The 25,837-nt window shown below is 58.4% G+C and carries 30 protein-coding genes and 3 pseudogenes; 23 read left to right on the forward strand and 10 right to left on the reverse strand.

Features of this window, described 5'->3' with window-relative positions:
- The 10 genes from GOB83_RS12640 to GOB83_RS12685 all read left to right on the forward strand — a co-directional run.
- A partial coding sequence (locus tag GOB83_RS12640; protein ID WP_165926335.1) for a DUF6876 family protein occupies window positions 1-298 on the forward strand: 298 nt, incomplete at its 5' end.
- Between the two features lie 232 nt (window positions 299-530).
- A complete protein-coding gene (locus GOB83_RS12645; protein ID WP_165926336.1) occupies window positions 531-1,148 on the forward strand; it encodes a hypothetical protein in 618 nt (205 codons plus the stop codon).
- A gap of 107 nt (window positions 1,149-1,255) precedes the next feature.
- A complete protein-coding gene (locus tag GOB83_RS12650; protein WP_165926337.1) occupies window positions 1,256-1,552 on the forward strand; it encodes a DUF5983 family protein in 297 nt (98 codons plus the stop codon).
- A gap of 87 nt (window positions 1,553-1,639) precedes the next feature.
- The gene (locus tag GOB83_RS12655; RefSeq protein ID WP_165926338.1) at window positions 1,640-2,104 is read left to right on the forward strand and encodes a DUF3085 domain-containing protein; all 465 of its coding nucleotides are present in this window, start codon (window positions 1,640-1,642) and stop codon (window positions 2,102-2,104) included.
- 186 nt (window positions 2,105-2,290) lie between these two features.
- Window positions 2,291-2,563 (forward strand): hypothetical protein, encoded by a 273-nt coding sequence (locus tag GOB83_RS12660; protein ID WP_025828794.1) that lies wholly within the window; start codon window positions 2,291-2,293, stop codon window positions 2,561-2,563.
- The gene (locus GOB83_RS12665) at window positions 2,560-2,736 is read left to right on the forward strand and encodes a hypothetical protein (RefSeq protein ID WP_165926339.1); all 177 of its coding nucleotides are present in this window, start codon (window positions 2,560-2,562) and stop codon (window positions 2,734-2,736) included. The genes GOB83_RS12660 and GOB83_RS12665 overlap by 4 nt, the downstream gene beginning before the upstream one ends.
- Before the next feature lie 22 nt (window positions 2,737-2,758).
- Window positions 2,759-3,139 carry a hypothetical protein gene (locus tag GOB83_RS12670; RefSeq protein WP_025828792.1) on the forward strand — a complete coding sequence of 127 codons (381 nt, stop codon included), beginning with the start codon at window positions 2,759-2,761 and terminating at the stop codon, window positions 3,137-3,139.
- An 83-nt stretch (window positions 3,140-3,222) separates the two neighbouring features.
- Window positions 3,223-3,459 carry a hypothetical protein gene (locus GOB83_RS12675; RefSeq protein ID WP_165926340.1) on the forward strand — a complete coding sequence of 79 codons (237 nt, stop codon included), beginning with the start codon at window positions 3,223-3,225 and terminating at the stop codon, window positions 3,457-3,459.
- A 74-nt stretch (window positions 3,460-3,533) separates the two neighbouring features.
- Window positions 3,534-4,436 (forward strand): DNA/RNA non-specific endonuclease, encoded by a 903-nt coding sequence (locus GOB83_RS12680; RefSeq protein ID WP_338420634.1) that lies wholly within the window; start codon window positions 3,534-3,536, stop codon window positions 4,434-4,436.
- 4 nt (window positions 4,437-4,440) lie between these two features.
- The gene (locus tag GOB83_RS12685; RefSeq protein WP_165926342.1) at window positions 4,441-4,695 is read left to right on the forward strand and encodes a hypothetical protein; all 255 of its coding nucleotides are present in this window, start codon (window positions 4,441-4,443) and stop codon (window positions 4,693-4,695) included.
- A 4-nt stretch (window positions 4,696-4,699) separates the two neighbouring features.
- On the opposite strand, the gene GOB83_RS12690 is transcribed toward GOB83_RS12685, so the two are convergent.
- Window positions 4,700-4,963, reverse strand: coding sequence for a WGR domain-containing protein (locus tag GOB83_RS12690; RefSeq protein WP_165926343.1), 264 nt, complete (start codon window positions 4,961-4,963; stop codon window positions 4,700-4,702).
- A 701-nt stretch (window positions 4,964-5,664) separates the two neighbouring features.
- Here GOB83_RS12690 and GOB83_RS12695 point away from each other — a divergent pair.
- From GOB83_RS12695 to GOB83_RS12735, 9 genes are all read left to right on the forward strand, one after another.
- A complete protein-coding gene (locus GOB83_RS12695; protein ID WP_165926361.1) occupies window positions 5,665-6,630 on the forward strand; it encodes a DUF3991 and TOPRIM domain-containing protein in 966 nt (321 codons plus the stop codon).
- 98 nt (window positions 6,631-6,728) lie between these two features.
- Window positions 6,729-7,442 carry a hypothetical protein gene (locus tag GOB83_RS12700; RefSeq protein WP_165926344.1) on the forward strand — a complete coding sequence of 238 codons (714 nt, stop codon included), beginning with the start codon at window positions 6,729-6,731 and terminating at the stop codon, window positions 7,440-7,442.
- Window positions 7,420-9,447: an ATP-dependent helicase gene (locus tag GOB83_RS12705; protein WP_165926345.1), complete on the forward strand. Its 2,028-nt coding sequence runs from the start codon at window positions 7,420-7,422 to the stop codon at window positions 9,445-9,447. The genes GOB83_RS12700 and GOB83_RS12705 overlap by 23 nt, the downstream gene beginning before the upstream one ends.
- Window positions 9,448-9,494: 47 nt before the next feature.
- Complete coding sequence (locus GOB83_RS12710; RefSeq protein ID WP_025828780.1) at window positions 9,495-10,157, forward strand: HD-GYP domain-containing protein; 663 nt, start codon at window positions 9,495-9,497, stop codon at window positions 10,155-10,157.
- Window positions 10,158-10,178: 21 nt separating this feature from the next.
- The gene (locus GOB83_RS12715; RefSeq protein ID WP_025828779.1) at window positions 10,179-10,709 is read left to right on the forward strand and encodes a hypothetical protein; all 531 of its coding nucleotides are present in this window, start codon (window positions 10,179-10,181) and stop codon (window positions 10,707-10,709) included.
- Entirely contained in the window at window positions 10,702-12,048 is a 1,347-nt protein-coding gene (locus GOB83_RS12720) for a DUF1173 family protein (protein WP_165926346.1), read from the forward strand. The genes GOB83_RS12715 and GOB83_RS12720 overlap by 8 nt, the downstream gene beginning before the upstream one ends.
- A gap of 79 nt (window positions 12,049-12,127) precedes the next feature.
- Complete coding sequence (locus tag GOB83_RS12725) at window positions 12,128-12,580, forward strand: transcriptional regulator (RefSeq protein WP_165926347.1); 453 nt, start codon at window positions 12,128-12,130, stop codon at window positions 12,578-12,580.
- A 29-nt stretch (window positions 12,581-12,609) separates the two neighbouring features.
- Window positions 12,610-12,912 (forward strand): DUF2312 domain-containing protein, encoded by a 303-nt coding sequence (locus tag GOB83_RS12730; RefSeq protein WP_242005866.1) that lies wholly within the window; start codon window positions 12,610-12,612, stop codon window positions 12,910-12,912.
- Window positions 12,913-13,095: 183 nt separating this feature from the next.
- Window positions 13,096-13,515 carry an ArdC-like ssDNA-binding domain-containing protein gene (locus GOB83_RS12735; protein ID WP_165926348.1) on the forward strand — a complete coding sequence of 140 codons (420 nt, stop codon included), beginning with the start codon at window positions 13,096-13,098 and terminating at the stop codon, window positions 13,513-13,515.
- A 68-nt stretch (window positions 13,516-13,583) separates the two neighbouring features.
- Here the strand turns inward: GOB83_RS12735 and GOB83_RS12740 are convergent, their stop codons facing one another.
- Window positions 13,584-14,666: an IS5 family transposase gene (locus GOB83_RS12740; RefSeq protein WP_211499443.1), complete on the reverse strand. Its 1,083-nt coding sequence runs from the start codon at window positions 14,664-14,666 to the stop codon at window positions 13,584-13,586.
- A gap of 161 nt (window positions 14,667-14,827) precedes the next feature.
- The gene (locus GOB83_RS12745) at window positions 14,828-15,832 is read right to left on the reverse strand and encodes a hypothetical protein (RefSeq protein ID WP_165926350.1); all 1,005 of its coding nucleotides are present in this window, start codon (window positions 15,830-15,832) and stop codon (window positions 14,828-14,830) included.
- Between the two features lie 142 nt (window positions 15,833-15,974).
- On the opposite strand from GOB83_RS12745, the gene GOB83_RS12750 reads away from it, so the two are divergent.
- Together GOB83_RS12750 and GOB83_RS15370 are read left to right on the forward strand one after the other, a co-directional pair.
- The gene (locus tag GOB83_RS12750; RefSeq protein ID WP_198912012.1) at window positions 15,975-16,547 is read left to right on the forward strand and encodes a TetR family transcriptional regulator; all 573 of its coding nucleotides are present in this window, start codon (window positions 15,975-15,977) and stop codon (window positions 16,545-16,547) included.
- 84 nt (window positions 16,548-16,631) lie between these two features.
- Window positions 16,632-16,733: pseudogene (locus GOB83_RS15370) on the forward strand (IS5/IS1182 family transposase); the annotation flags it as partial.
- Here the strand turns inward: GOB83_RS15370 and GOB83_RS12755 are convergent.
- From GOB83_RS12755 to GOB83_RS12785, 7 genes and pseudogenes are all read right to left on the reverse strand, one after another.
- A pseudogene (locus GOB83_RS12755) lies at window positions 16,730-17,254 on the reverse strand (IS701 family transposase); the annotation flags it as partial. The pseudogenes GOB83_RS15370 and GOB83_RS12755 sit on opposite strands and share 4 nt — an antisense overlap.
- A gap of 113 nt (window positions 17,255-17,367) precedes the next feature.
- Window positions 17,368-18,564 (reverse strand): MFS transporter, encoded by a 1,197-nt coding sequence (locus GOB83_RS12760; protein WP_244591263.1) that lies wholly within the window; start codon window positions 18,562-18,564, stop codon window positions 17,368-17,370.
- Window positions 18,565-18,601: 37 nt separating this feature from the next.
- Window positions 18,602-19,210: a nitroreductase family protein gene (locus GOB83_RS12765; protein ID WP_099213493.1), complete on the reverse strand. Its 609-nt coding sequence runs from the start codon at window positions 19,208-19,210 to the stop codon at window positions 18,602-18,604.
- Between the two features lie 489 nt (window positions 19,211-19,699).
- Window positions 19,700-20,530: a phosphoenolpyruvate hydrolase family protein gene (locus GOB83_RS12770; protein WP_099213492.1), complete on the reverse strand. Its 831-nt coding sequence runs from the start codon at window positions 20,528-20,530 to the stop codon at window positions 19,700-19,702.
- Window positions 20,523-21,749 (reverse strand): Tm-1-like ATP-binding domain-containing protein, encoded by a 1,227-nt coding sequence (locus tag GOB83_RS12775; RefSeq protein WP_165926352.1) that lies wholly within the window; start codon window positions 21,747-21,749, stop codon window positions 20,523-20,525. Before GOB83_RS12775 ends, GOB83_RS12770 begins: the two co-directional genes overlap by 8 nt.
- Window positions 21,750-21,751: 2 nt before the next feature.
- Window positions 21,752-22,069 carry a putative quinol monooxygenase gene (locus tag GOB83_RS12780; RefSeq protein ID WP_099213490.1) on the reverse strand — a complete coding sequence of 106 codons (318 nt, stop codon included), beginning with the start codon at window positions 22,067-22,069 and terminating at the stop codon, window positions 21,752-21,754.
- A gap of 53 nt (window positions 22,070-22,122) precedes the next feature.
- The gene (locus GOB83_RS12785) at window positions 22,123-23,499 is read right to left on the reverse strand and encodes an aminotransferase-like domain-containing protein (RefSeq protein ID WP_165926353.1); all 1,377 of its coding nucleotides are present in this window, start codon (window positions 23,497-23,499) and stop codon (window positions 22,123-22,125) included.
- A gap of 269 nt (window positions 23,500-23,768) precedes the next feature.
- On the opposite strand from GOB83_RS12785, the pseudogene GOB83_RS15200 reads away from it, so the two are divergent.
- Both GOB83_RS15200 and GOB83_RS15205 read left to right on the forward strand, forming a co-directional pair.
- A pseudogene (locus GOB83_RS15200) lies at window positions 23,769-23,987 on the forward strand (helix-turn-helix domain-containing protein); the annotation flags it as partial.
- Between the two features lie 291 nt (window positions 23,988-24,278).
- Window positions 24,279-25,724, forward strand: coding sequence for an alpha/beta hydrolase (locus GOB83_RS15205; protein ID WP_165926354.1), 1,446 nt, complete (start codon window positions 24,279-24,281; stop codon window positions 25,722-25,724).
- Window positions 25,725-25,837: the final 113 nt, after the last annotated feature.

The following is a 25,837-nucleotide window of genomic DNA, read 5'->3' on the forward strand; positions in this document are numbered from 1 at the left end:
GACCGATGGTGCGGCCTATCTGGTGCGTAATGGTGCGGCATGGCTGCTGGACATTGTGGCGAGCGCGCGACTGGTTCCAGCCGTCAGACGTGCTGAGTTCGAGTGCTGGACCCTCAGGGTGGATCTTACCAAACACTGCGCCGAGGTTGTCTGCACAGACGGGAACGGCGAGCGCGAGGCCAACATCCTGTACCGCCAGCCTGTAGGCTTTACGGATTTCCCTCTGGCAGAACTGAAACTTTACGTTGTGGCCGATAGCGATCCCGGCAAGGTCGTCATGCTCGCATCCGAATACTGAGCGACGCCGCGTCAGTGCGTGCGCCAAAATGGACACAGCCACGCACTGGCTTCCGTGGGCTTTAGGTGTGCTGTGCATTGAGATCGCCACACAAAAAGAAAAACACCAAACCACAAAAGTAAAACCCGCTGCCACGTCTGGGAGGCCGCCACCAGAGGCAAGCTCTGGCCCCGGCCTCCCAGACGTGGCGGACGCGGACGTGTTGAAAACAAAATATGAAAAGGAAGCCATCATGGCCCGTCTGAAACTCAGTGCGAACCGCGCCACCCGTCAACATGATGATCTGGGAACGTCCACAAGCATGGAACTGCTTGGAAACTTTTATCCGGCTCAGGAAATTGTCGCGACCCGGCTTGATCAGATCCGCAGTGCCGTAACCGAATATGGAGCCCGTGTCGCCGCAGACCGCCCGCAGGAAAGCTTCATGATCATGATCACCGTGCCGCGTGGACAGCGCCGTCCGGCAGGTTTTGAGGTCGCGTATCGTGACGGGTCTCTGGGAACGAATGCGTGGCTGCACGAGATGGTCAAATGCCCTGTGCCGATGCCCGACGATTACGGTGTGCGGATGTGGGGCGGACCGAATACCCCGTTCCAGCTCGCGGAGTGCGCACCGGTCTGGCCCGACGAAACCGCGGATGAGTTCACTGCCCCGGCCGCTGGCCATGTCGGCCTGTATGGGTGGCTGCGCGCGACCAATGCGCGGGTGCAGCGCCTGAGCCAGTCCACCTATACGCTCCTTGATATCGCCACGGTTGCGGGTCTGCGTGCGGCTTACTCCGAGCGCCGCCATCCGCGGAGTGTCGCACAGGACGCCTTGCGCGGGTCGCCGCTGGATCTCGCGGCCTGAGGGAGACGGGCAGGGGCTTCCTGCCCAATGCAGGGCCTAAGCGGGTGGCCCTGCAGCCTGCCCCGCTGACGCGGGGCTTTGTCCTTTTGCTTTGAGGACTACCAGTCATGCCGATACCCGACCTGCCAGTTGAGCGCCTTGCCGATGTGAGTGCCGCCCATCTCTCGCCCGAGGACCGAGCACTTCTCGATCTCTATATCGAGACAGAGGGGGCGAATGGTCTGTCCTGTCTCGTTGGTCCTTATGGGTGGCTTGTTTACGCCTCGTCCGAACTCCGGGCGGCGGTGCACGCCTCGCCTGGCCTTGCGGCCATTCTCGCGGCGGCGCGCGCACAGGGCTGTGCCTACGTCCTGTTCGACCGCGACGGCCTGCCCATTGATGGCGTTCAGACCTACGATTTCTAAGCCTGTGCTTATTCAATTCCAAAGGGCGGGACACTCCGGTGTCCCGCCTTTTTTTATGCCGTTCACGCAGCAGAAAAGAAAAACCCAATGAAACTTCACTTCGACCGCGCTCTAGTCGAGCGCCTGCTTGCCCATGCTGAAGCCGCTCAGACTCATAGTCCGACACTCGATCAGCTTTTCTCGCCCGCTTACCAGAAAGAACGTGTCATTGGACGGATGCCAACAGCAGACGACATTGATGACACACGTATTCCGGCAGGCCTGATGCTGGTTGGTGATCAGGGCGTGTACCTGATGTCCAACGGCAAGCCCTGCCTTCCTGACCCTGCAGGTTCGCCCAATCTTGTCGTTTACGCGCAGGAGGCCGACCCCCGAGGGCCTTCCGATGATTGGTACGACGTTAAACTGGCGTCGTTTGGCGGGGACGATGGTGCGGAGTTTCTGAGCGCCGATACGATCCGTCAGGCACTGGAAGCTACTGGTGATGGGCCTGTGTGGATTGATGTAAGTCCAACCGACATCAGGGCACCCTGTCTGTCAGTCGCCAAATAAGAGATAGAAAAAACAAAGAAATAAAAACAGAAAAAACAAAAACACAAAATAAAAATCGCCTCTCATAGTCCGTCACGCAGGCTAAGGGTTCGTCGCAGGCTCCCGGCGCAAGCGCCGCCCTTAACCTGCGCGCCGGCCGATGAGGTGGCTGAAAGGGTCAGAAAAAAAATCCAAAAGGAGAAAACGATGTCTGATCCTATCACTTTCAAGAACCTGCGCGTGGGAACACGTTTCCGGTTTGCAGCCACACCACACGGGAAAACCTACAAGAAGGTTGGGCCGAACCAGTACCGGATGGCAAATCACCCCCACCTCTTTCGGGCAGAGAACGAGACGCTGGTGGTGGCTTTGCCTGACCTTCCCGGAATCACCTCCAGCGAGTTCCTGCCTCTGGCCCGAGCCAGTCGCGGCAAGTGTGTTTCGTCTGCAAAAGACGTTCGGAAAGGAGACGGCGCATGAAGCTCTCTCCACAGACCCGACGGGACATCAAAGATGTTGTTGGACTATTGCTCGGCACATTCAGCCTCTTCGTGGTGATATGCGGAATACTGGTTGGCCCGGACATTTTGGCCGCGATCGCGGCTGATCATCCCATCGCCATGGCGACGCATGCCTTTTTGGCTGCGCGCTGACCTGCTCTGCGGAGAAACCAGGATGTTCAGACAGTATTATGCGGGGCGCTGGTTTGCGCCCCGTAACAACCCTCTGCGTGTCGGCCCGATTGCGGTCGGTGCGCTCTACCGCCTGCCCGAATACCTCAACCACGGGCGGCCTGTGCGCTGGCAGGTGCTGGCGTTCCTCAACGGGGTGTGCGCAGCCACGCATTTCAATCCAGCCACCCGACGCTGGGAAGATCGGGTGATCTCGGGGCGTTCGGATTGCGCGTTGATCCGCCGCCTTGCCGATGGTGCGGTGCATGAGGTGGCCGTGCGGAGCCTGATCGCTGTGGACGATGAGACGCCAGACATGGGGCGACCATCTCTGCCCGATGTTGCGCGCTGGCATCGGGGCTTTCAGACCCGGCAGGCGGCCTAGACCTGACTTTGGCAGCCACGTCCCTGCCATGCGGGTGGGGACTATGCGGTTTGCCAGTTTTATTGCTCTACGGAGAAAAGATTATGGTGCGTCAGACACTCTCGAATGTGACATTTGTGGAATTTGGCCCGCGGGAGATGCATCGTTCTCACCCACTCTCGCGCATGAAACCTGTGCGGCTGCTGTTGCGTGAGCAGGCGCAGCTGGAGAGCGAGGCGGGGGAGGGGCTGCTTTCGGCGTCCGACTGTGCGGCATTGCGCCGACGGGCGGTCAGGGCTGGTCGCACGGCCCGCACGCTTTTGCAGGATCTGGCCGCATGACCCCAAGCGCTCTTGTACCCAGCCGCGTCAGGCGGCATGATGCAGCTTGCCGTTTTCTGTCATGGAGAAAGACCGTGTTCCGTTTACCCCTGTGCGTATCAGGTGCTGCCCTGATCACAGGCCTCATGCTTCTGACGGCAGATCCCCTGCACGCAGCAGAGACCTGCACGCAGTTCGGCCCGGAAAGCGCTCTGCCGGTGCTTCTGAATGAAAAACTTCAGCCCCGTACAACGCTCCTGTGCAATGCGGCTTATGCCGTGCTCAATTCCGGGGAAGTGCACGAACCGCTCTGGTCGGCCGAGTATCTCGATGCGGACGCGGTACGAGGTGGTCGTAAAATTGGGCGCACGACCAATACCTTTGTCGCCGATGATCGCCTGCCCGCAGGGGATGGGGCGACACTGGCGGACTACCGTGGCTCCGGCTTTGACCGTGGGCACATGGTGCCATCAGCTGACGCGGGCACTGAAGAGATACAGGAACAGACGTTTACGCTCTCCAATGTCGTGCCCCAGACCGCCGCTCTTAACGAAGGGATCTGGACCGGGGTGGAAATGGCTGTGCGTGCCATGGCCTTGCGTGAGGGAGGGGTCTATGTGGTGACCGGGCCGGATTTTACAGGCAGCAGCCGCGCCATCGGGCAGAACGTGCTGGTGCCAACGGCGACATGGAAAGCCATCTATGATCCGATCCGCCATGAAGCCGGGGCCTATCTGTGTCAGAACACGGATAGCCCGACCTGCCAGACGCTGAGTGTGGCCGATCTGGCTGAGCGGATCGGGATTGATCCGTTTCCCGGTGTCGTAGAGGCTGTCAAAGCGCAGGCCATGACGCTGCCTGAACCGCAGGCCAGTCCGTATGCGTCCCGCTCGCGCGAGAATCGTGACTGGGAGCGGTTGCAAAAACGCCTGGAACGCAAACTGGCGCGGGCCGGGATGAAGGCGCTCAGACACGCGCTCGAACAAGAACAGGAGTAAGCTGATGACGGCATTCAACCCGTTTGGACCTGACGCACAGGTGCAGACTATTGAGCAGATGACCGTGGAAAATGATCCTGCGCGTGTCAGCGTGTATGGGCGTCTGGACATTACACATGATCGGGCCGGACTGGATAATGCCCGTGCTCTGGCTGCTGTGCTCAATGCGGTTGTCGCCCGGCTGGAGGCGGAATCCGTGCTACCTGAGCATGCGCAGACAGCACCCAAGACCCATCCCATGTCTAACCCCTTTGCCTGAGGGGTTAAGTGGGTGTTGAGGCCCAACGATAGCCGCGTTTGATCTTGCGGCGGAGCAGACAGGCAAGGGCGTTCGCGGCAGCGCCTTCATTGGTGTGCAGATCGAGACGCAGGCGGCCTGCGGTACCGATCCTGCCCCAGCGCCGGATCAGGACAGCACCCCCGAACAGATCATGCTGGACGCTCATTTCGTAAAAACGCCATGTGTTCCGCGCTGCATCGATGCGCGTCACGCGGGTTTCCAACGGAAAAAGCGGGATCTGTTCCATGCTATGCCCTTCATGCGGCTCACGCCCTGAGTATAGCGTGGCTGCGAAGGGAGTACCAGCAGCGGCTTCCTAAGGGGAATGCAGCGCCTCGGATGAGACCCCTAACCGTCCGGGGTCTCAGGAGGAGCTGCGGGAAGAAAGACGTCCAAAAGAGCGCCACAACGCGATGGCGTAGACTGAGCAGGATTGGATTCAGTCGGGGTTTTTCCATGTTCGTTGCGTTGCGCGGTGTTCTTTTCGCCCGATCTGCCCGTGGGCTCACCAGACGCCTTCGGCGGCCTACGGCTGGCGCGTCACACGCGCCCTCTGGTGTTGTCAGTCCCTTGTGCTGGGGACGCGGCCTTTTTGCTCAGGGGGCGAGGAGTGGGGTGGGGCGATTTTGTCTCCCGTGCAGTGGGTGGTGGTCGGGGCCTGTGTCGTGTTCTGGCTGGCGAGCCAGTGTGGGGTTGCCGGACCACAGTATTGATTGGCCTCCTGCGTGCGAAAACTTGCGGTCTCATATGGGGCGTGAGTATCAAACAATATATGATGCAACAAATGTGTTAGATCACAAGAAAAATAATAGTAAAAACTGCAAAAAAATGGCTGTTTTCTGTTGTTTTCACTTGGTGGTGATGGCGGCTCGTGCTATAAAAAAGGAAGTAAAGGCGCAGTAGCCAGAACGAATTCTGGTTGGTGGCCATGTAAAGGGAGACCCCGTGATGTATCAACGCTTTGAACTGTCCGAACAGGATCGTCAGGCCATTGTCAACGGCGTCTCCTGTGCAACCCTGCTCGAAAACCATGACTTCCTTCTGGTGCTGGAGAAGAGCACCAAACGCTGCTTCAAATACCGCAAAGGTAACGAACACATCATTGTTAACCATGAAGGTAAGGGTTGGTGGGATCCCCAGAGCCCGCGTGGCACGCCCGATAGCAGTGGCGATGTATTCGATCTGTGCCGCCGTCTCGACCCCGCCATGAAATGGCGTGAAGTCTGCACGGCACTCGGTGCGCTGGTCGGCGTGGAACCGAAAGGGGCGGCCTATGTCGCACAAAAGGCAGAACGGACGGATAATCGTAGCCCTGCCGAACGTTGGGCTGAGCGCAAGTCTCTCTACCGGGGTGGGAAAGTGTGGAACTATCTGATCCGCGAGCGCTGCCTGCCTGAAGCCATCGTGCGTGCGGCAGTGGCCAAGGGCTGCCTGCGTGATGGGTATCATGCAGCATGGTTCGCCCATACGGACGCGCAGGGTGCGGTCTGCGGCGCAGAACTGCGTGGCCCGGACACCCATCTCTGTCTGGGCGGTTCAGTCAAAACCCTGTTCCGTTTCCAGCCGGGCAGTGTTCAGCCGGTGCGTCGTCTGGTGATCTGCGAGGCGGCGATCGATGCGCTGTCTTTTGCCGCGCTGGATCAGGCACGTGTGCCGGGCACACTCTACGCCTCCACTGCCGGGGGTATGGGCCCTGAGACAATTGCCGCCATCCAGACCCATCTTGCGGACATGAAAGCCCTGCCTGATGTGGTTCTGGTTGTCGCGACCGATGATGATGACGCTGGCAACGCGTTTGCCGACACACTTTACCGTCTGGCCGATGACGCGGGTGTCGCCTTCATGCGTCGCCTGCCACCCGATCGCGCCAAAGACTTCAACCAGACACTCAAAAACCGGGCGCAGGCCGCCTGAAACAGAAGTGAATACGCAATCAATAGTGGCGCTGTATCCAGCGAGGCGCGTCTGTCCCGCGTCCCTGAGCCAGCGACTACTGTAACAAGGATATCTCCATGACCAACCTTACCCCTCGCTCGCACGAGCCGAACCCCCATGATGACAGTGATCCGCTGGACTTTCTCTCCAACCTTGGTGAAGACGTGAGCGCGGCGCAGCAGGCCCTGTTCGTGCATCCTGAACTGGCAAGCTGGATGGAACGCACGCCCGGACTGGGACATGACATCCCGTGGACGATCGCCTCCTTCACGGCTGAGACGGGCAGGCGGGTTTCGGGTCTGGTGGTGGCAGGCTGCTTTACCAGCGGGAAGTGGGATCTGACGACAGACTTTGTGCTGTTCACAGGCCGTGCCCGTCACCCTGGCACCTTCCTGACGGTGAACGGTGCGAGGGTGAATGCGCGTCAGCAGGGTAGTGTGCCGGGTGTTGGCCCACGCCGTCCGGATTGCATGACGCTCCTGAAGGAACTGCAGGCGGCCAGCATGGCCTGGGCGGCCCGACCTTCGCTGCAGGCGCATTGGGCAGTGTTTGCTGCTACCCACGGTTGTAGCGCCATGCCGGATATGTTCGTAGAGTTGCGGTTTCAGGATAAATGCTACCGGGGGTTGATCATCAACGGCACGCTGGATTCCACCGGGTTGTGGGACATGGAGCAGTCTGTCGAACTGCTGTTGCCCACTGGCCGAACCGTGGAACTGCTGGCCGATCAGGCTGATTCCGTGACATTCCTCACGGGAGGCGAGCATTATGACCTCAAACGCTTTGGCTGAAGACGCGCTCGCTGGCCTCACCGCCATGCAGCGTGAGGCCGCTCGTCAGGAAGGCCCGGTTGTCGTGCTCGCGGGCGCAGGTACCGGAAAAACCAAAACTCTTGTCGCCGGGGTGGTGGACAGGATCGTGCGACGCGGCATGCCAGCCCATCGCATACTGGCGGTCACCTTTACCAACAAGGCCGCCGATGAAATGCGCACACGCATTAACGCTGTGCTGGGTCTGGGGGCCGCTCCCTCGTGGATTGGCACCTTCCATGGCCATGGTCGTCGCCAGCTGCGGGCTGATCCCGAGATCGCGGTACTGCGGCCGGGCTTTGACATCTGTGATGCCGAGGACAGCCGCCGCATTGTCAAGCGTCTACTGCAACGGGCCGCCGATGATGGAGCGTGGGAGCCGGGGGATGCCGAGACGTTCCGTGCCCGTGTGCGTTCAGTTGCGCAGCGGATTGCTCTGATGAAGGACGGTATGGTTCTGCCCGATCAGGCTGAGGCCGTACTGGACAGCCAGATCGCCCGGTTTGGTGCCAGAACCGACGAGGATCTGATGGCCTGGCAGATGGCAGCAGCCCTCTACCCCGCCTATCAGGCAGCGTTACGGGAAGTGAACTGCGCTGATTTTGGTGATCTGCTGCTCTGGCCGACCGTCACCATGCTGCGCGATGAGCAATACCGCCTCGACTGGGCTCGGCGCTTTGACGCCATTCTGGCCGACGAGTTTCAGGACGTGAACCGTCTGCAATATCTGTGGCTGAAACTACTGTCGCGCGATCATGGTGAACTGTTCGCCGTGGGAGACGACGATCAGTCGATCTATTCGTGGCGTGGGGCGTCTGTCAGCTTTATCCGTGACTTCCAGAGGGAGTTCCCCTCGGGGCGGATGATCCCACTGGAGCAGAATTTCCGCTCCACAGGGCATATTCTCGCTGCCGCCAACAGCGTTGTCGCGCAGGACCGCAGCCGGTTGGGCAAGACCCTGTTCACCGAACAGGGGGAGGGAGCTCCAATCGAGATTGTCGCCTTCTCCGGTGGCCATCAGGAAGCACAGGGTCTGGCGCTCGAGATCGGACGGCGCCAGCTTGCCGGTGTCGCTCTTGAGGACATGGCCATTCTCTACCGGTTCAATTTCCTCTCACGCATGCTCGAAGAGGAATTACTTCGCGCGCATATTCCCTATGAGCTCGTCAATGATACGGCCTTCTGGCAGCGCGCGGTCGTCAAGGACATGCTGGCCCTTCTCCGTCTGGCCGATAATCCCGATGCGCCGCAGGGTGATGAAGCGTTCCGCCGTGTCATCAATCAGCCTGCCCGAGGGGTGGGGGCAAAGACACTTGCCCGGATCGAGCAGCTGGCCCGGAATGAAGCGCTCTCACTGTTTGTCGCATCCGAGAAGATTTTTGCCGACAGCCAGAGCAAGACCGCCGAACGGGTAAGGGCGTTTGTGCGCATGATCCGTGGTGAAGAACTGCGTGGCGAGATGGCGCTGGGAGCGCGCATGCGCGCGTTGGCTGAGCATTCGGGATATCTGGACATGCTGCGCGCCGGGGGTGATGACGGTGCTGCCGGGCTTGAAAACCTCGACGAACTGTTTTCGCTGGCGATGGAGTTCACCACCGTCGAGGACCTGTTCGATCATGCTGCTCTGGGTTCGGGCGCATCCACCGAGGCGGGGCGGGGGCGTATCCGCCTGATGACCATCCACGGCGCTAAAGGCCTCGAATTCGAGCATGTCTTTCTGATGGGGTGGGAGGACACGCTGTTCCCCGGTCTGTCGCCCACCAATCTCGACGAGGAGCGTAGGCTGGCCTATGTCGCGCTGACGCGCGGGCGCAAGCGTGTGTCCATCAGCTGGTGCGCGTGGCGCAATGGCCGTTCCGCCGACGTGTCGCCCTTCGTTGGCGATATCCCGCCCGAGGCCCGGTATTCGGGGTGGCTGGGCAAGGCAACAAGCCGTGCAGAAGCGCTGGCCATCCGGGCTGCTCAGGATGAGGCGCTGGGGATCTAGCCCGCCCACGAAACAGCGTCACAACGGGTTCAGGCACACTGTCGTGCATGACACCCACCCGCCCGTCCGTAACCGCGGCAGATATGTCGCCCGGTCCGGAACACCGCCAGCTACGGGCACTGGCACATAAGGCCGGTCTTGACCTCGATGGTCATGGTAATCGTGTTGCCGGCATGGTGCAGGCCCTTGGTTATGCCTATCAGGGGCTACCTTCCACGGCACTGCTCACGCTTGGCGCGCAGCTGCACGACATTGGCAAACGCCACATCCCCATAGAGGTTCTCGATGCACCCCGGCGTCTGACGCCTGCCGAATGGGCGGTCATGCGCCTGCATACCATTCTGGGGCTGGAGATCCTGTGTCGCGCTCTGGATGAGGTGCCGCAGGATGTCGCGGACTGCGTCCTGCTTCATCACGAGCACTGGGACGGGTCTGGCTACCCGATCGGCCTGTCGGGGGCATCCATCCCCCTGCTGGCCCGGCTTGTCGCCATTGCGGACTTCATCGACGCGCTAGCTTCTCCGCGGGCCTATAAATCGGCCATGGCGCCTGAGCTTGTCCGCACCCTCGTACTCAGAGCGCGCGGGGTGAAGTTTGATCCCATCCTGACTGATCTCGCTCTGCGGATATGGCCGCAGCTACTGCGTGCGCGCGCTCAGGCGGGGCTGCCGCACGCCGTCACAACGGAAGCAGCGATACTCAAACCCTGATCCACAGACAGGAGGAGCCTCATGGCCCGAAAAAAACAGACGTTCACACCCCGTGCGTGGGACAAACTTAGTGGCGCCGAACAGGAACAGGCGCGTCGCAAGATCATCACGGCGGTGCGTGACGCTCTCAAAAGAAGCCCCCATACGGCACTTGAGCTGCGCGGCTGCGTGCCGATCGAGATGCGGGGGGCGTTTCCGGTGGTGCTGCGCGACCTGGTTCATGCGGGGGAAGTCGCCTCTCTGGGCCATAGCGTTTACGCGGCGGTACCGTGGATGCCGCAGACCAGCGCGGTGCGTGCTGATGTGGCGACTGACCTCATCATTGGTGTTCTGTCCAGCGATCGCCGCGCGGGCGCGGACGCCGCAGAACTGGCAGGTGATCTGTTTCTTCCCGTGAGTCAGATTCGTGCGGCGTTGATAGACCTTGAGGGAGCGGGGCTGATCCATGAGGCCAAGCGTCCCGGTCATTACCGTATGCTGAGCCGTCGGATGGCGACGGAAGTGCGACAGGGGGCATCTGGCCGGATTTTTGCGGATGTCCGTCATGCGTGACTGGGTAACGTTCCCCGACGGGACACGGGGCAGGCGGTCATGGGACGTCGATCCACAGAGAGCACGGGCCTGGCAGCACCGCCTCGCACACGCATGGGGAAGTGACGAGCGACCCGTCTGCGACTGTCGTCATCAGGGGCAGCCGATGGGTTTGTCCGTCCACCGCTGTCTGCGCCAGCGCGATGGCCGCCAGGTTGAGGTTTATCATCTGGCGCGCCTGCGTAATCAGGGGGCTCTGCACGGTGTCGCCTGTTCGTTTCACGAAGCCGACCCGCGTTGTGATGGCCGGGGAGGATACGCGGATGGTGTCGTCCGCGAGCGCGACGATGGCCGGATCGGGATTGCCCTGCGTCGGGGGCTGCGCTGCCTCGACGTGGCGGCCGGCCCGGCCGATGCTGCGCAGGCCGTGCGACGGGGAGGCCAGCCCGGGGTGGTGCGACAGGCGCGCATGACCGAACTGGGCCTGTTGCATCTATTCTGGGAAGAAGCCGGACTGAATAGCTGGACGCGGGGTGTGCACCGTGCTCGCAGACGCTGGTCCTTTGTCCGTGAAGCACTCGATAGGGCTGCTTTACGGATCGTGCCGGCCCGCAACCAGACCTTGTCGGACAGACTGGCCATGATTGGCTATGGCGACGAGGATGGGCCCGCGCTTTTGCGCGAGACCGCGCGGAGCTGCGGTGACACATGGCGGATCCTGTTGCTCGGGATTGTGGACGACATTGCTCTTGTAGACTGGAAGGAAGGTCGACAGTTCTGCTCACTCCGCTTTGATGGCGCCAGCGCTTACGATCTTCGCGTGAGTGCGGCGTCTGTCTGGCATGAGCGCCTCACACGCAGCTATCCGATGGCCATGGCAGCTCTGGCGCGGCCGCGTACCGAACGGACCATCCGGGTCGTGGGGTTGGTGACGGCGACCGTGCGGGTGGGGTTGGATCGGGGTGTTGCGCTGGTGCGCTGTCGTGCGGATGACATTGCGCTCATGGAGGTTGAGCCTGATACGCTCACACCCGTGTCGAGCGCCCATGAACTGGCGATTGCCCGTGCGCTGGTACACGAGCGCCGGAGCTTTATCCGACCTCTGCGCTTCGATGTCGGGCGTGATGTGGTGCTGCCGGATTTTGTCCTGACGGATACCGAAGATCCGCGCGGCACACCCATGGAGGTGTTCGGGCGGGCGGATGAAGCTTATGCGGCTCGCCGGGCAGAAAAGGCACGCTATTACAACGAGGTCTACGGGCAGGAGAGTTGGTGGAGCTGGGATGCTGTCGCCTCCCCTGGTCGCTGGCCCGTCTTCCCGCCAGCGCTCGCGCGTGTGGGCGGGGAAGAGGATGTGTAATGCAGGCCGCCTCACTTCTGCTGGCAGGACGAGACAGGCAGTTATCCCCAGAATCTGTGGACAGAATGGTGTGCAAGTTGTGACCGATCTGGACAAACCCGGGGAGCGGCCCGTCCGCCATGCCGATGCCGTGTTGATCGGTATGGCACTGGTATGGATTGGATGGCCGCTCCAACAGCTGTCGCGGCGCTCAGGCTATGATCGCCACGAGATTACGCGGTGGATGCGCAAAGGCGGGATGCCTGAGCCGTTCCGGGCGTGGCTGATCGCCTTGCAGGCGGTTCATGTCCGCTATCCCACTCCGCTGGCGCTTAGTGTCCGGCCGGGCGGGAACCGTCCACCTTTAGGGAAATGGGAGGTGTTACGGGCTCAGTTGGTGATTGGCTGGTCAGAACGCCAGCTTGCGGAGAAACTCGGAGAGCATCGCACCGCTTTGCGGCGTCGTCTGGATGGGGGTGAGACACTGGATGCGCGGGAATCCCGGTGGCTGGAATTGTTGGAAGATGGCCATCGGCTTAATCCGCGGCCCTGATGGGCCGCGTTAACACGAAAGGATAGACCATGCTGGATGGACAGTTTCAAGAAGACAGTGATGAGGACGGCGCTGTGGACACGCGCACGGATGCGGCTGTTGGGGGGATTGCGGCAGATCGGCTACGCTCGATTATCGAACGGGTGGAACGACTTGAGGAAGAGCGCAAGGCGCTCGCAGGTGACATCAAGGACATCTTCACCGAGGCGAAATCGGCTGGCTTCGATGTGAAAGTCATCCGCCAGATCATCCGGCTACGCAAGCTTGAACCGTCTGAAGTGGAGGAACAGGAAACCCTGCTCGATATCTATCGGCGTGCATTGGGCATTTAGGCCAAACCGCGCAGTACCGGAAACACACCGATCAGACACGACAGGAAGGAAGACAACACGACAACAAAGCCAAAGGAAAACACAGATAGGACGTGGCAGCCCGATGGGACGGCTGACACGCCCTTCTGGGGCCGCCGGCATGCCAATCAACCTACGGTCCTTCGCTGCGCTACGGTGCTGCGCATGATTGGCCTGCCTGTGGCGACCCCTTCCGGTTGCGTATCAGCCGCCCCATCGGGCGGCGACGTCAGGAAGGAAAAAAAACACATGGCCAGAAACAGCACATCCACAGGCAATGATGCCCTCAGCGAACGTCTCGACCTGTATGCCGAGGTGACGCAGACCATTCTTGCCCAGATGGAAAGTGGCGCGCTGCCATGGACACGGCCATGGAAGACAACGGGGGCAGCCGGTCTGCCGACAAACGCGCTGACGAAGAACCGGTATTCGGGGATCAACGTCGTTCTGCTGTGGCTTTCCGGGGCGATAAAGGGCTATTCGAGTAGCCGCTGGATGACCTATCGGCAGGCCGTTCAGGTGGAGGGATCGAAGAACCCTTGGTTGATACACTTGGCCTGTAATGTCTGGCATTTAGCGTTCTGATTGACGGTTTTTGGGGTAGCTTTTGATCTGCGTTTTGAGCAGATCGCGGGCCATAGCCAGTGGGATGGCTACGCGCTTGCGTTCAATCTTTCCAGGAAGAGGAAGCGGCGCATGTTGTAGACGATATTGGCCAGCCCGATCCTCATGGTGGCTCGCGTTATGCCGACGGTTCGGACGAACAGCCCCGTCTGTGACTTCTGATCGGCAAAGACATGCTCGACACGCGAGCGGATGACCGACTTTCCAGCATTCGATTTCTGGACATGCCGGGGCATAAGTTTGAGATGCGGCTTTTTTCTGTGAACCTTCGAGACAAAGCCCTGCTTTTCCATAAAGTCTTCGTTGGCTTTGGAGCGGTAGGCTGTGTCAGCCCATACCGTTGAGGCCGTATTGGTTTTATCCAGCAGCCCTTCTCTCAACCGCGCACCATCACTGGCGGCGGCATCCGTTGTCTTCCATTTTCGGATGAACCGGAATTTCCGATCGATGGAAATGTGCGATTTATAGCCAAAGAACGGGATGGCGAGATCGCTGGATGGCATGGTTCCATCATCCTGCCGCTTTGCCTTCGTGAACTTCAGTGTCCAGCGCGCATGACGGTCCTTGTGCGACAGCTTTGCGGGTTTGTCCTGCCAGTCTTTGGGGGTACGTCCTGCCCGGAGATCGGCTTTCTCTGCGTTGGTGTTCCGCTGCTTGGGAGCAGCCACCAGTGTGGCATCCAAGATCTGGCCTGACATCGGGAGATAACCGGCGTTCCGCAGGGTCGCGTCAAACCGGTCAAACAGTCTTTCAATGGCTCCCGCCTGGGTCAGGCGTTCACGGAACAGCCAGATTGTTTTGGCATCCGGAACTCGATCTGACAGTCCCAGACCAAGGAAGCGCATGAACGACAGGCGGTCGTTGATGAGATACTCCGTCCGTTCGTCGGACAAATTGTTCAGGGTCTGGATCATCAGAATTTTGAACATCAACACCGGATCAAACGGTGGACGCCCACCCTTGCTTCCGTCTGAATACGCCAGAGCCAGCTCCAGATCAGGGCGAAAGGCCTCAAAATCCACAGTCCGGGAAAACGCTTCGAGCTGATCACCAAGCCCGCTCAATCGAGCAAGTCGCTCTTCAACATCAAAGAAACCCGGCTGCTTCATGATCCATACCCCAATCAACTCGGGGAATTGGAATCACAAAGGGAACCTCAAAACCAGAGGGTTTTTCGAACCCTCCAGCTGACACTTGTTTGCTGCACGGGGGCTCCACGAGAAATAAACGCGCCCCAGCACTAACTGTAGGGGCGCGAAGACAGAGCGGCGTGTCAGCCTTGGGGAAGGAGCGCCCCGGTGCGCGCATGGCGTGCATTGGCGCGTTGGCCGTTCAGCGGGATCTGACGGAAAGCGAACGGATTGCGACCAAGGATCAGGTACATCATGGCGCCGGTCTGGATCAGCGCAATGATGCAGGTAAGTATTCCGCCCAGTTGCGTCACCATTGGCGAGAAGTCGCCCTGGATCACGAAGATGGCAGGCATGCCGCCCAGGGTGAAAGCACCTATGTAGCAAAACGGCATCAGCGCCAGGATGAACACACTCTTCCAGCCATTGAGCCAGGCGCGGAAGCGATAGGCGATGGCCACGCTCAGGAAAAGCGCTGACACATTAGCGAACAACCACCACCATGGGAATTTGCTTATCAGCACCAATGGCTGATGCCCGAAGTACATATAGATTCCACCGTAGTTCAGGAGTATTTCTTCAAGAACGATGTCGGCAATACCTGATAGGGCAAGGCAAATCCAAAGGGTGCCGGTAGTCACCTTCCGAAGGAGAACGGCATACAGCAGGTAACCGAGAATGGCCCCGAATGCCCACCACATGACGCCGACGTAGTGATCAAACTCGCGGCCCATCAGGAAAAACAGCAGTTTGTCGGGGTCATGAGACTGCGACCAGTAGCATCCGGCCAGATAGTTGTCGATGGCTTCGGGAACCACGCAAAAAGCGGCTCCCAACACCACGGCGACAGGAACGGTTGATTTATAGCGCCTGCTGTCGAAAACCGCAACGATCAAGAAAAACAGTGCAATCACTAGCATCACCGAGGTTGCTACGACTACGTGTCGGGCATCCTGCGGGAAGGCATCGTTAGGCGGTGCCGGCGTCCGGAATGCCGGGTCAAGCCGAACCTGTGTGTGCGCGCCTTGAGCAAACGCCATATCAGGCCAAAGGAGCACAAACGCCACGGCAAACAAGGCAAGCGCCGCAAGCATCATCACATCGGACCGACTCTGTGCCTCCTTTGATAGAAGCAGTCGATTGGTCATGAGGACCCCCATAAAAACAACTAGTTGGTTAGTTTTGTCGATTGTTGCACCATCGGTGCCTGTCGTCAACGAAGCATTGAGGTCAAGGCACGTGAAATCAGTGGATGGGCACGGGAAAGCCGAGCGAACCCGGGAGCGCCTCATGGAGGCGGCAACCCTGGAATTTGCCATGTATGGCATTGCGGGCGCCCGGGTGGATCGGATCGCCAACCTCGCAAAGGCGAACAAGAGCCTGATCTATGAATATTTCGGGAACAAAGAACAGCTTTTCCAGTCGGTCCTGCAGCGACACCTTGCAGAGGTCTACCAGACCGTGCATTTTTCCGCCGTGGATTTGCCTGACTATGCAACCAAGCTGTTTGACTTCGCCATGGATCACCCGCATTTGATGCGCCTAGTCATGTGGAATGGTCTGGAAAAGCAGCCCCACTGGCCACTGGACGACAGCTCCAGCCTAGATGCCCAAGTTCGAGCGATCCGCCGACAGCAGGAGCAGGGCCAGATGGATGCGACATACCCGCCGGAGTTCCTGCTGACGCTGATCATCACCCTCGCTTCAGCCTGGACTGCCGCCAACCCTCTAGGCATGTCCATCGCGCCCGACGCCGACGCCAAGCGCGCCTCGCTACGGGCCGCCATCGCCAGCGCTGTTCAGCGACTATGTATGCCCTCTCCTAGGGCGGGCGACCAGCCGCTTGGCGTTGGTCAGCTCTGAAGATTGGAGGGTTCGAAAAACCCTCTGGTTTTGAGTGTTCTTGTGTGATTCCAATTCCCCTGAGTTGATTGGGGATGATGGAAGATGAAGCAGGCGGGATTTTTTGACGTTGAAGAGCGGCTTGCCCGGTTGAGCGGGCATGGTGATCAGCTCGAAGCGTTTTCCCGGACTGTGGATTTTGAGGCCTGCTTCAGGCGCTCACGGCTCGATGTCCAGTCTTTTGGAAGATACAGGGCGCGGTCAACAAAGGCGTGGCCCCGCGCCGAGACATAGGTGGCAAATACACCAATCTGGCAGTTCGTGATCTTGCCGGCAGAGCCCGTATACTGCCGCCCCACACCGCAGGACGCCTGACCTTTCTTCAGAAAACCGGTCTCATCGATGACCAGCACGCCATCTTCAGTGCCCAGATGCTCGATCACATAATCCCTGACGACATCACGAAGGGCATCGGCATCCCAATGCCCGCGCCCCAGAAGCGCCTGCTGCCGCCATGGACCAGGATCTCCTGCGGCTTCCGCTCGCATCCATCCCGTCTTGCGTGGTTCATTACCAATCAGAACGTCAAGGAAGGCACACGCAGAAGCCGCAACTCGCTTCTGCATAAACAGCGGCACGATCCGCTCCTTGGCTGATCGAAGCGAACGCACCCATAATTCCAGCGTCTCTTCAACAGACGCACCACCAGTCATCATATCCTGAATCATGGTTATCCATAGAATCAGAACTCAACACAAAATGCAACTGTAGTGCTAGTCTTGAATTTCTATCTGTTCGTGCATTTTAAACCAGATCAGGGACGGAGAGAATGGAGCAGGGTTCATGAGGCGGCATGCCTACCATTCGTGGCGGCAAAGAGCGCGAGGGAGGCGAGACACATGAGCGTTCCTGCGATCGCAAAGCCCCACCAACCTGCAATGCTGTAGAGTGCGGCCCCGCAAGACGATCCGAGCGCACCGCAGACGAACACACCGCCCATATAAGCAGCATTCAGGCGTCCGCGCGCAGTGTCGTTGAGACTGTAAACCACGCGCTGGCTGATGACCTGATTGGTTTGCACCCCACCATCCAGCAGCAGTGCAAGTACCGCGAGGACGATAATCCAACCTGCAGCGACGGCCCAGCCCGAGGTGAGAGACGTTGCGCCTACGAGTGCGATTGCGCTCAGTGTCGCGGGACGGGTCAGTCCGGCGTCAGCCAAGCGTCCTGCGAGAGGAGCGGCCAGTGCGCCGCCTGCTCCCGCGAGTGCGAAGAGGGCAATCTTGCTCTGGCTAAAGCCGAACTGGGCATGAAGCAAAAGCGGAATGGCGGTCCAGAACATGTTGAAGACAGCGAAGACGAGACCATGACAGGCGATGCGAACCCTTAACGTCCTGTATTGGACCAGAAGATGCATGATCGACCGCAAGAGGCTTCCGTAAGACATGCGACGGGTTGGGGCCTGAACGGGCAGAACGCGCGCCAGCCCAAGACCCGCGAGCATCATGACGACAGCAGAGGCCCAGAACACGGCTCGCCAGCCGAACGCGGCCGCCATAGCGTTTGCGACGGGCCGCGAGAGCATGATCCCCGACAGCAGACCGCCCATGATATTGCCGATCGTTCTGCCACGTTGACCGGGTTCCACGAAATGCGTGGCGAGCGGAAGCAGAATCTGCGATCCCACGGAACACAGACCGATGGTGACGGAAAACAGCATGAATGTCGCGACTGAGGTGCTGAGCGCCGCTCCGATCAGACTGACGACAAGCCCGGCAATCGTCAGGAGGATCAGACGACGGTTTTCGGACTGGTCGCAGAGCGGCACGATCAGGACCAACCCAGCCCCGTAGCCGAGTTGGGTCAGCGTGACGATACTTCCCGCCCATGTGGAGGAAATGGCCAGTGCACCCGTGATGGGGCCGATCAGAGCCTGCGCGTAGTAGATGTTCGCGACCGTCAGGCCGCACACCCCGGCGAACAGTCCGGTTATCGCCGGTGTCAGACGGAATGTCGTGTGAGCGGTAGCGTTTGTCACGGGCAGCTTTCTGGTAACTTTAGACCGGGGTAATGGCTCAGAACGTATTTCTGAAAATAATCTCGTTCGTCGGAAGGATGCCGCCCGTCGGGTGAGGAGCCTTGGCGCATTTGCCGACCGCGACGAACATGACGATTTCATAGTCCGTGGGAAGATTGATGAGCTTGCCCACTGCGTCGAAGTCGAAACCGTCCATCGGGCATGTGCCGTAGCCCATGCTTTCGGCCTGTAGCATGATGGCTGCCGCTGCCATACCGCACGAGCGCATGCCTTCGTCGCGCTGGACCTGTTCGCGTCCACGATAATACTGATCGATCGCGCCGGTCATGAATTGCTGCACTTCGGTGGAGGCGTTTTCCCAGTAGCGCGTGGTGGATTTCTCCCACGCCTTGATGTCAGCGCAGAGAACCAGAAGCACGGAAGAGTCAGTAACCTGAGCTTGATCCCATGCGACGGCGCGGATCTTGGTACGCAGTTCTGGATCGGTCACGGCGACGAAGCGCCAATTCTGGATGTTGAACGCCGTTGGCATACGGCGGGCGAGACCGAGCAGTGTGTCGAGTTCAGCGTCCGTCATGCGGTGGTCGGGATCGAAGACTTTGATAGCGCGGCGTTGCAGAATGGCACTAGCGACGTCGAGGGGCATGAAATTTCTCCTGTTGTGTGGCTCTGTTGTACAATTTACCCTGTCAACGCGGAGAGGGCATTAAGGGTGCTTAGACTTATGAGACGGCCTGTCTGATGGGTGTTCCATCGTTCCCCTTGGCCCGTCCGGGATAGCCGTAGGCCTACAGAGTGTCATTTCGGGTGATGGCATCTTTGCTGATGCGAGGCGCCATAACACTACATTCTTTTTGGGAGGTATGATCTACTATGTATCAGGGCTGGTAATGGTTTCATAAGATCGCCTTGTGTCATACACACTATCAGCCGTGACGCTGACTGGCGATCTCTTCATCGTCGGGGATCTGTTTCCGAGACTTGGGCCGGAGCAGAGCATCACTGACATCGCTTCCTATCATGTCTATGCTCCTGATTTATATGGCTATTCATGGAATTTTTCAAATGTACGAAAAGAAAAAGAAAGGCATGTTTAAGACATTACTATTTCCTAACATGCCCTTCAGGAAGAATACTAGCGCGTCATAGATTTAAACAATTGTGTCTGTTCGACCAGCGCGCGTTCGGTTGGCAACCGTTCCATACTCGATGCACCATAAAATCCATGGCAATCAGGGCAAGCCTTGAGGACTTTCTGGGCATCTTCAGGCATTGCAATCGGTCCGCCATGGCAAAGAACGATGACGTCGTCTCTCACACTTTTGGCAGCATCCGTCATCTGGTTGATCAGCGTTATACAGTCGTCCAGTGTGAATGCTGTTTCTGCACCAATATTGCCACCAGTTGTCAGGCCCATGTGGGCAACCAGAACATCCGCGCCCGCTTTTGTCATGCTGATAGCTTGCTCTGGGTCGAAGATATAAGGGGTCGTGAGCAAATCTTTCTTGCGGGCCCGAGCGACGACATCCACTTCCATAGCATAGCTCATGCCGGTTTCTTCAAGGTTTTTCCGGAATGTACCGTCAATCAGCCCGACTGTCGGGAAGTTTTGTATACCAGAAAAACCCACTCTGCGTATTTCGTCGAGGAATACATCAAAGTCCACAAATGGATCAGTCCCATTCACGCCGGCAAGTACTGGCGTGTTTGGGACAACTGGCAGCACCTCACGTGCCATATCCATAACGATCTGATTAGCATTGCCATAGGCAAGCAACCCCGCAAGTGAACCGCGTCCAGCCATGCGGTAACGACCGGAGTTGTAAATGACGATCAGATCGATGCCGCCCTCCGCCTCACATTTGGCGGAAAGACCTGTTCCTGCTCCGCCTCCAACGATAGGGCGCCCTTCTGCGATAAGGCCGCGCAAACGACCAAGAATAGTTTCGCGTGCAATGCTAGGCATTGAATTCTGTCTCCTTGAACATTGTCTGAAATTCGTCCGCCATTGCCTGAGCAAAAGCAGAATCATTGAGCGCATATGGCAGGCGTATCAGCCTTCGCCTTGCGCTTTCGCGCAGCATCCCTGACAATGCCGCGACGAATGCTTCATCGGCTTCGGGATCGAAAAAGACCTCTCCAGCCGCATCAAGTAAAGAAAAGCCGCCTTCCGGTATAAAGAATGTGACCGGGCCTTCGCAGTGATTCAGGCGTTCGGCGATCATTTGCCCCATCTGACGACATTCTTCGACAGATGTACGCATCAGTGTGATGTGTGGGTTATGTTCTACCAGAACGCGATTTCTATAATTTTGTGGAACCGTATCTCGGGCAGCGAAATTGACCATGTCGAGACCACCGCAACTGCCAACATAAGGCACTCTAGTGCGTGCAACTGCGCCGAGCCGGTCTTCTCCACAAGGGAAAATACCATTCGCAATGCGGTCGCAGAATTCCGTTGTTGTAACGTCAATTACACCGCGTATGACTCCACGATCAATCAGCTGTTCCATCGAACGACCACCCGTACCGGTGGCGTGAAACACCAAACAATCAAACTGGTGATGCAGGGCATCAGTCAGGTGTGTGACGCAGGGTGTCGTGACACCAAACATAGTCAAGCCAATCGCAGGGCGTTGGTCTTCGGGTTCATGCGTCGCAGAACGCACCATACCGGCCATGGCATTCGCTGCGTTTTCGAGCACACGCCGCGACACACGGTTCAGCCCTTGCAGATCGACCACGGAATACAGCATTGCTATATCGGATCCACCAACATAAGGCGCAACGTTTCCAGATGCCACGGTGGACACAAGAATTTTTGGAACACCGATGGGCAGTGCCTGCAAAGCAGGTGCTACCAGTGCGGTGCCTCCAGACCCCCCTAGTGCCAGTACTCCTGCCACATCAGGGCGCGAGGAGAGATAGTGCAACAACGCGTCAGACATTCCTGCAATTGCTGAACCTCTGACATTCCCGAATACGGCATCGGGCCCACGCGGGTGGCATGATGCGACGTCCCATGCCACGACATCGGTGACTTGAATGACACCGCTGCAATTGCGTCCTGTGGAGACATCGACAACTCTGGAGAGCACACCACGTTCCGACAATTTGGTTCGCAGAAAACAGAGTTCTGCGTCCTTGGTGTCTCGCGTTCCGATGATATAGACGTATTTCGCCATCGTCAGGCCATCCGGGGACACGGCTCAAGCAATGTGACCGTCAGTGGTCTTTCCAGTCCTGCCGTAAACGTCTCTTTCATGGCCAGGAAATGTGCCGTCTGCTCATGAATTAGAAGCGCGTCGAGGCTCTCCCACTGTTCGATAAACACGAGATGCTTCGGGTCGTTTTGGTCACGCTTGCAGTCATAGGAGATATTGGACGGTTCTAAACGCGACGCGATAACGCATGCCGCAACTGCGCCGAGGATGGCATCTTTGTGTTCAGGGCGGATGTAGATTTCGGCAATAATAGTAAGGATATTTGTTGATAGGTCTGACATGCTTTCTCTCCGCCGCCTGACTGTTCTTTTCAGACTAACGCGGAGTGACACTTTCAGCCTACGACTATAGTGTCACGTGACACTTTTCTTTCTACTAGTTCGCATGCCTGACGTACGCGCGTCAGCGCTACGGTCAGATTTTTGAAGGATACGGCACCCAGGGCGAGCCTTACGCCTGTTGTTTGAAGGGTGTCGCAACTGGCAAAAGCGCTCGGTGGTGCGATTGAAACACCGAGTGCCTTTGCGTTTTCAGCGACGTTTTCTGCTGTGGATGCATCCATGGGCAGCCAAAGGTGAAAGCCGTCTCCACCCGGTTCTGTCATGCGTTTACCCAATATATTACGCGCAAGATTCCGTCGCCTTGCGGCTTCGGAACGTAATGATTGACGGATGCTGCTAGCCGTCCCATCGCTTAACCACTGAGCCATCATCGCATAGGACAGGGGAGCGATCATCAGGGATGATGCAAGCAGTACTGGAAGTGTCTGTGCTGCGAACGCAGCTGGGGGGGCCAGCGCGCCTATGCGCAGACCTGGACTGATGATTTTTGATAGACTGGAAACATGAAAAGTCCGTTCTGGAATGAGCGCTGCAAGAGTGTGGTTTAGCTCGCTCTGTCCAGCATAGACACCATCTTCGATGACCAGAGCATCGAACCGGCGGCACAACTGGGCAATGGCATGTACTCGATCGCTATCCATGCAAGCGGTGGTTGGATTATGCAGGGTGGGCGTTACATACACTAATGCCCGTCCAGTTTGGGGTGACGATAAGGCGGCTTCCAGCCCATCAGGCATCATCCCGCGCGCATCCATGGCAATACTTTGCAAGGTTTTTCCTCCGCGACGCACTGTGTCCAGCATGCCGGGGTAGGTCACCTCTTCGGTTATAATGCTGCCCACATGTGGGTGCGCGACGGTGAACGCCACGCTGAGTGCCTGTTGCGCTCCACCAGTCAGTAACAGATTTTCCGGATCGATTTCGATACCGCAACCTGTCAGCCAGTGCGCCATAATTCGACGGTGTTCGATATGTCCAGCAACAGGTGGATAAACGTTAAAAAGGGCGGCGTCGACGGTACGGGCCAGACGTGACAGGGTGCGAGCGAGTGCTCGGTCACTAAACATGGGCGGGGGCATATTGGTGGACATATCCAGCAAAATCGACCGATCATCCGCCCGTGCTGCAACGAAAGATCCACGCCCATGCTCGGCCCGCACTAATCCGCGTCTTTCAAGAATGGCATAAGCGCGCGTAACGGATCCAATGCCGATACCCAGACGCCACGCGAGGTCACGGTGTGCTGGCAGCCGATCGCCAACAGACAAAATACCATGGAGTATGTCTGATCCCAGCACGTCGGCTAGGCGTTCCGCCGCCGGTCCAGTTCCGTCTGGGAGACGTGCATTCCAAGGTGACTGGCTTCGCATTGTTTTGCCTAATTAATTTTAGAAAGCTCAATAGTGGGGGAATACCCCACTATTGATGGCAGATGGAGGGTGGTTAGGACCGTTCTATCGTATCGTCCCGCCCCCGCGAAGCAAGAAGCCAATCGTCATAGCTCCCTAATTATACCAAACGAGACGAAATATTAGGTTCGGGATCTGGAAGGGTTCGAAGAACTTATCTTAGGAAGATCTATTACATAACATTTCCAATGTCTTAAGACTTTTGATCGGCCGAAATAAGAGGTTTGTAAACCTACCAGGTCCGCGTTCAGTCGGTTGACGTGGCGGCCATCAGAACCCGGAGCGGACTCTCTTAGGCACAGTTTGCCAGAAGCATCGGGCGCGCCAAGGGGACCCTCCTGAACTGGGAGCATGGCCGTCGTCAGCCAACCGGACGAGTTCAGGTTTTGCTGGCGATGTCGGATAAGCGGCCGTCATTGGTGAGTGAGCTGCTTCCTGCGGCGCGCTGAGAAAACACAGGTCCCGATACGCTCGTTCAGACGACCGCTACGGGGGGAGAACGGCCAGGCCGCTTTCGGGTCCGCACAGGCGGATAGCAGACGTCAGTTCATTCAAACCGCAGGGCGGTTATAGCTACCGCTAGACGCTGCAGGGGACGCGTCAAGCAACCACTTGACTGTTTCGAATGAGGCTTGGCATTATGAACGTCACTGAAAATTTAGCTTGCATCTACAATGTTAGGGACACTTGGGTGACGTGATGCGGTCACCCGGCTCTGCAGACCGAGAGGTGAAGACGTTGTGACAGTAACTGCGGATGCGCTAGCTGACTTTCGGTTCAGTCTAAGGTTTGCAGCAGGTCGTTATCGTGGTTACGCTGCGATGGAAGACACCGCAGACAATGCTGTCCTATTCCAGACGCTCGCCAGTGAGCGCCGCAGTGACGCGGACGACCTTGATCGCGCCGCAGACGAAAACGGTTTGAGCCAAGGTCGTCCAACGATCAGCGACGGTACAGCCGGTCCACTTCTCGGTCTGGGAAGAGCGGAGCCTCATTCCGCGGCGTCTGCGGCATACCGTGTGCAGCGCGCCGAAACCACGCTTGAGCGTATGGCCGCCCAACTTGGATCGCTCTCCCAAGGTGGCCAGTTAAGCCGCGCGCTTAATGAAGTGCGCGGACGTATCAATCAGCGCCGAGGGGATGTGCGGGCCGCGCGACGCCGCGCTCAAGAATTCACGAAGCATGCATTCGGCGCCAGGATTGGCATCGACGCGACCGACGGACAGGAAGTCGTGGTCTGGTTCGGCACAAATCGGCGACGGAACGCCCGCGATCGATTTGCAGGTGAGCGGGCAGATAGCGTGACGCACGGTCGATGTCGCGTATTCGTTCCTGAAGATCGGACGAGTGGCTCGCTAGGCCGCGGCTTCTTGGGCCGCATCCTGAAGGGCGATAATCGTGTGAAACTGCAGGGAATGGAAATTCTAGGGGAACTCCAATTTTGGTCTCTACTGGCTAACGAGACGGCCACACTCGATGCTGGTGACCGGCAAGGCCTGATATTTCTCCACGGGTACAATACTAAGTTCGAGGATGCCGCGCGCCGGACCGCTCAGCTCAAGGTCGATCTGGCACATAAGGGACCGGCTGGGTTCTTCTCCTGGCCGTCGCTCGGCATTGGCGCTGGCTATACCGGCGACGAAGCGGCGATAGAGGGAAGTGAGCCGGCGATGCGGAGCTTTCTCATCGATTTCGCCAATCGCTCTGGCGCCAACGCAGTGCACATCATCGCCCATTCAATGGGCAACCGCGGTTTGTTGCGAGCGATGGATGCTATTGCCAATGCAACTGCGTCGGTAGCGCCAGTGCGTTTCGGCCAAGTTTTTCTCGCCGCGCCGGACGTCGATGCGCAGCTCTTTCGAAACCTTGCTGTCGCGTATGGCAGACTATCCACACGGGCCACGCTCTATGTGACGAACAATGACAAGGCGATCGGGCTCTCGCGTCGCTTGCATCGCTTTGCTCGCGCCGGGCTGGCTCCGCCCATCGCCGTTGTGCCCGGGATCGATACGATCGATGCAAGCCATGTCAATCTAGGGTTGTTGGGCCACAGCTATGCAGCCGAAATGCGCCCGGTGCTTTCAGACATACACCGCCTCATTCAGGGTGACGCCGCGCCCGATCATCGGTTTGGCCTGCGAAAGGCGCTTGGCGGCACGGCGGACTACTGGGAGTTTGTTCGGTAGCGCATCATCAATACTGTGAAAGGAGCAATCCGGCGGGCAACAGCTATCGTTCGGTCATCGTGACAATCATTCCGCCGTCTATCTAAGTGAGCGCTCGATAGTTTTTTTGTCAT

Origin of the sequence: Acetobacter fabarum (assembly GCF_011516925.1) — a bacterium.
GTDB lineage: Bacteria > Pseudomonadota > Alphaproteobacteria > Acetobacterales > Acetobacteraceae > Acetobacter > Acetobacter fabarum.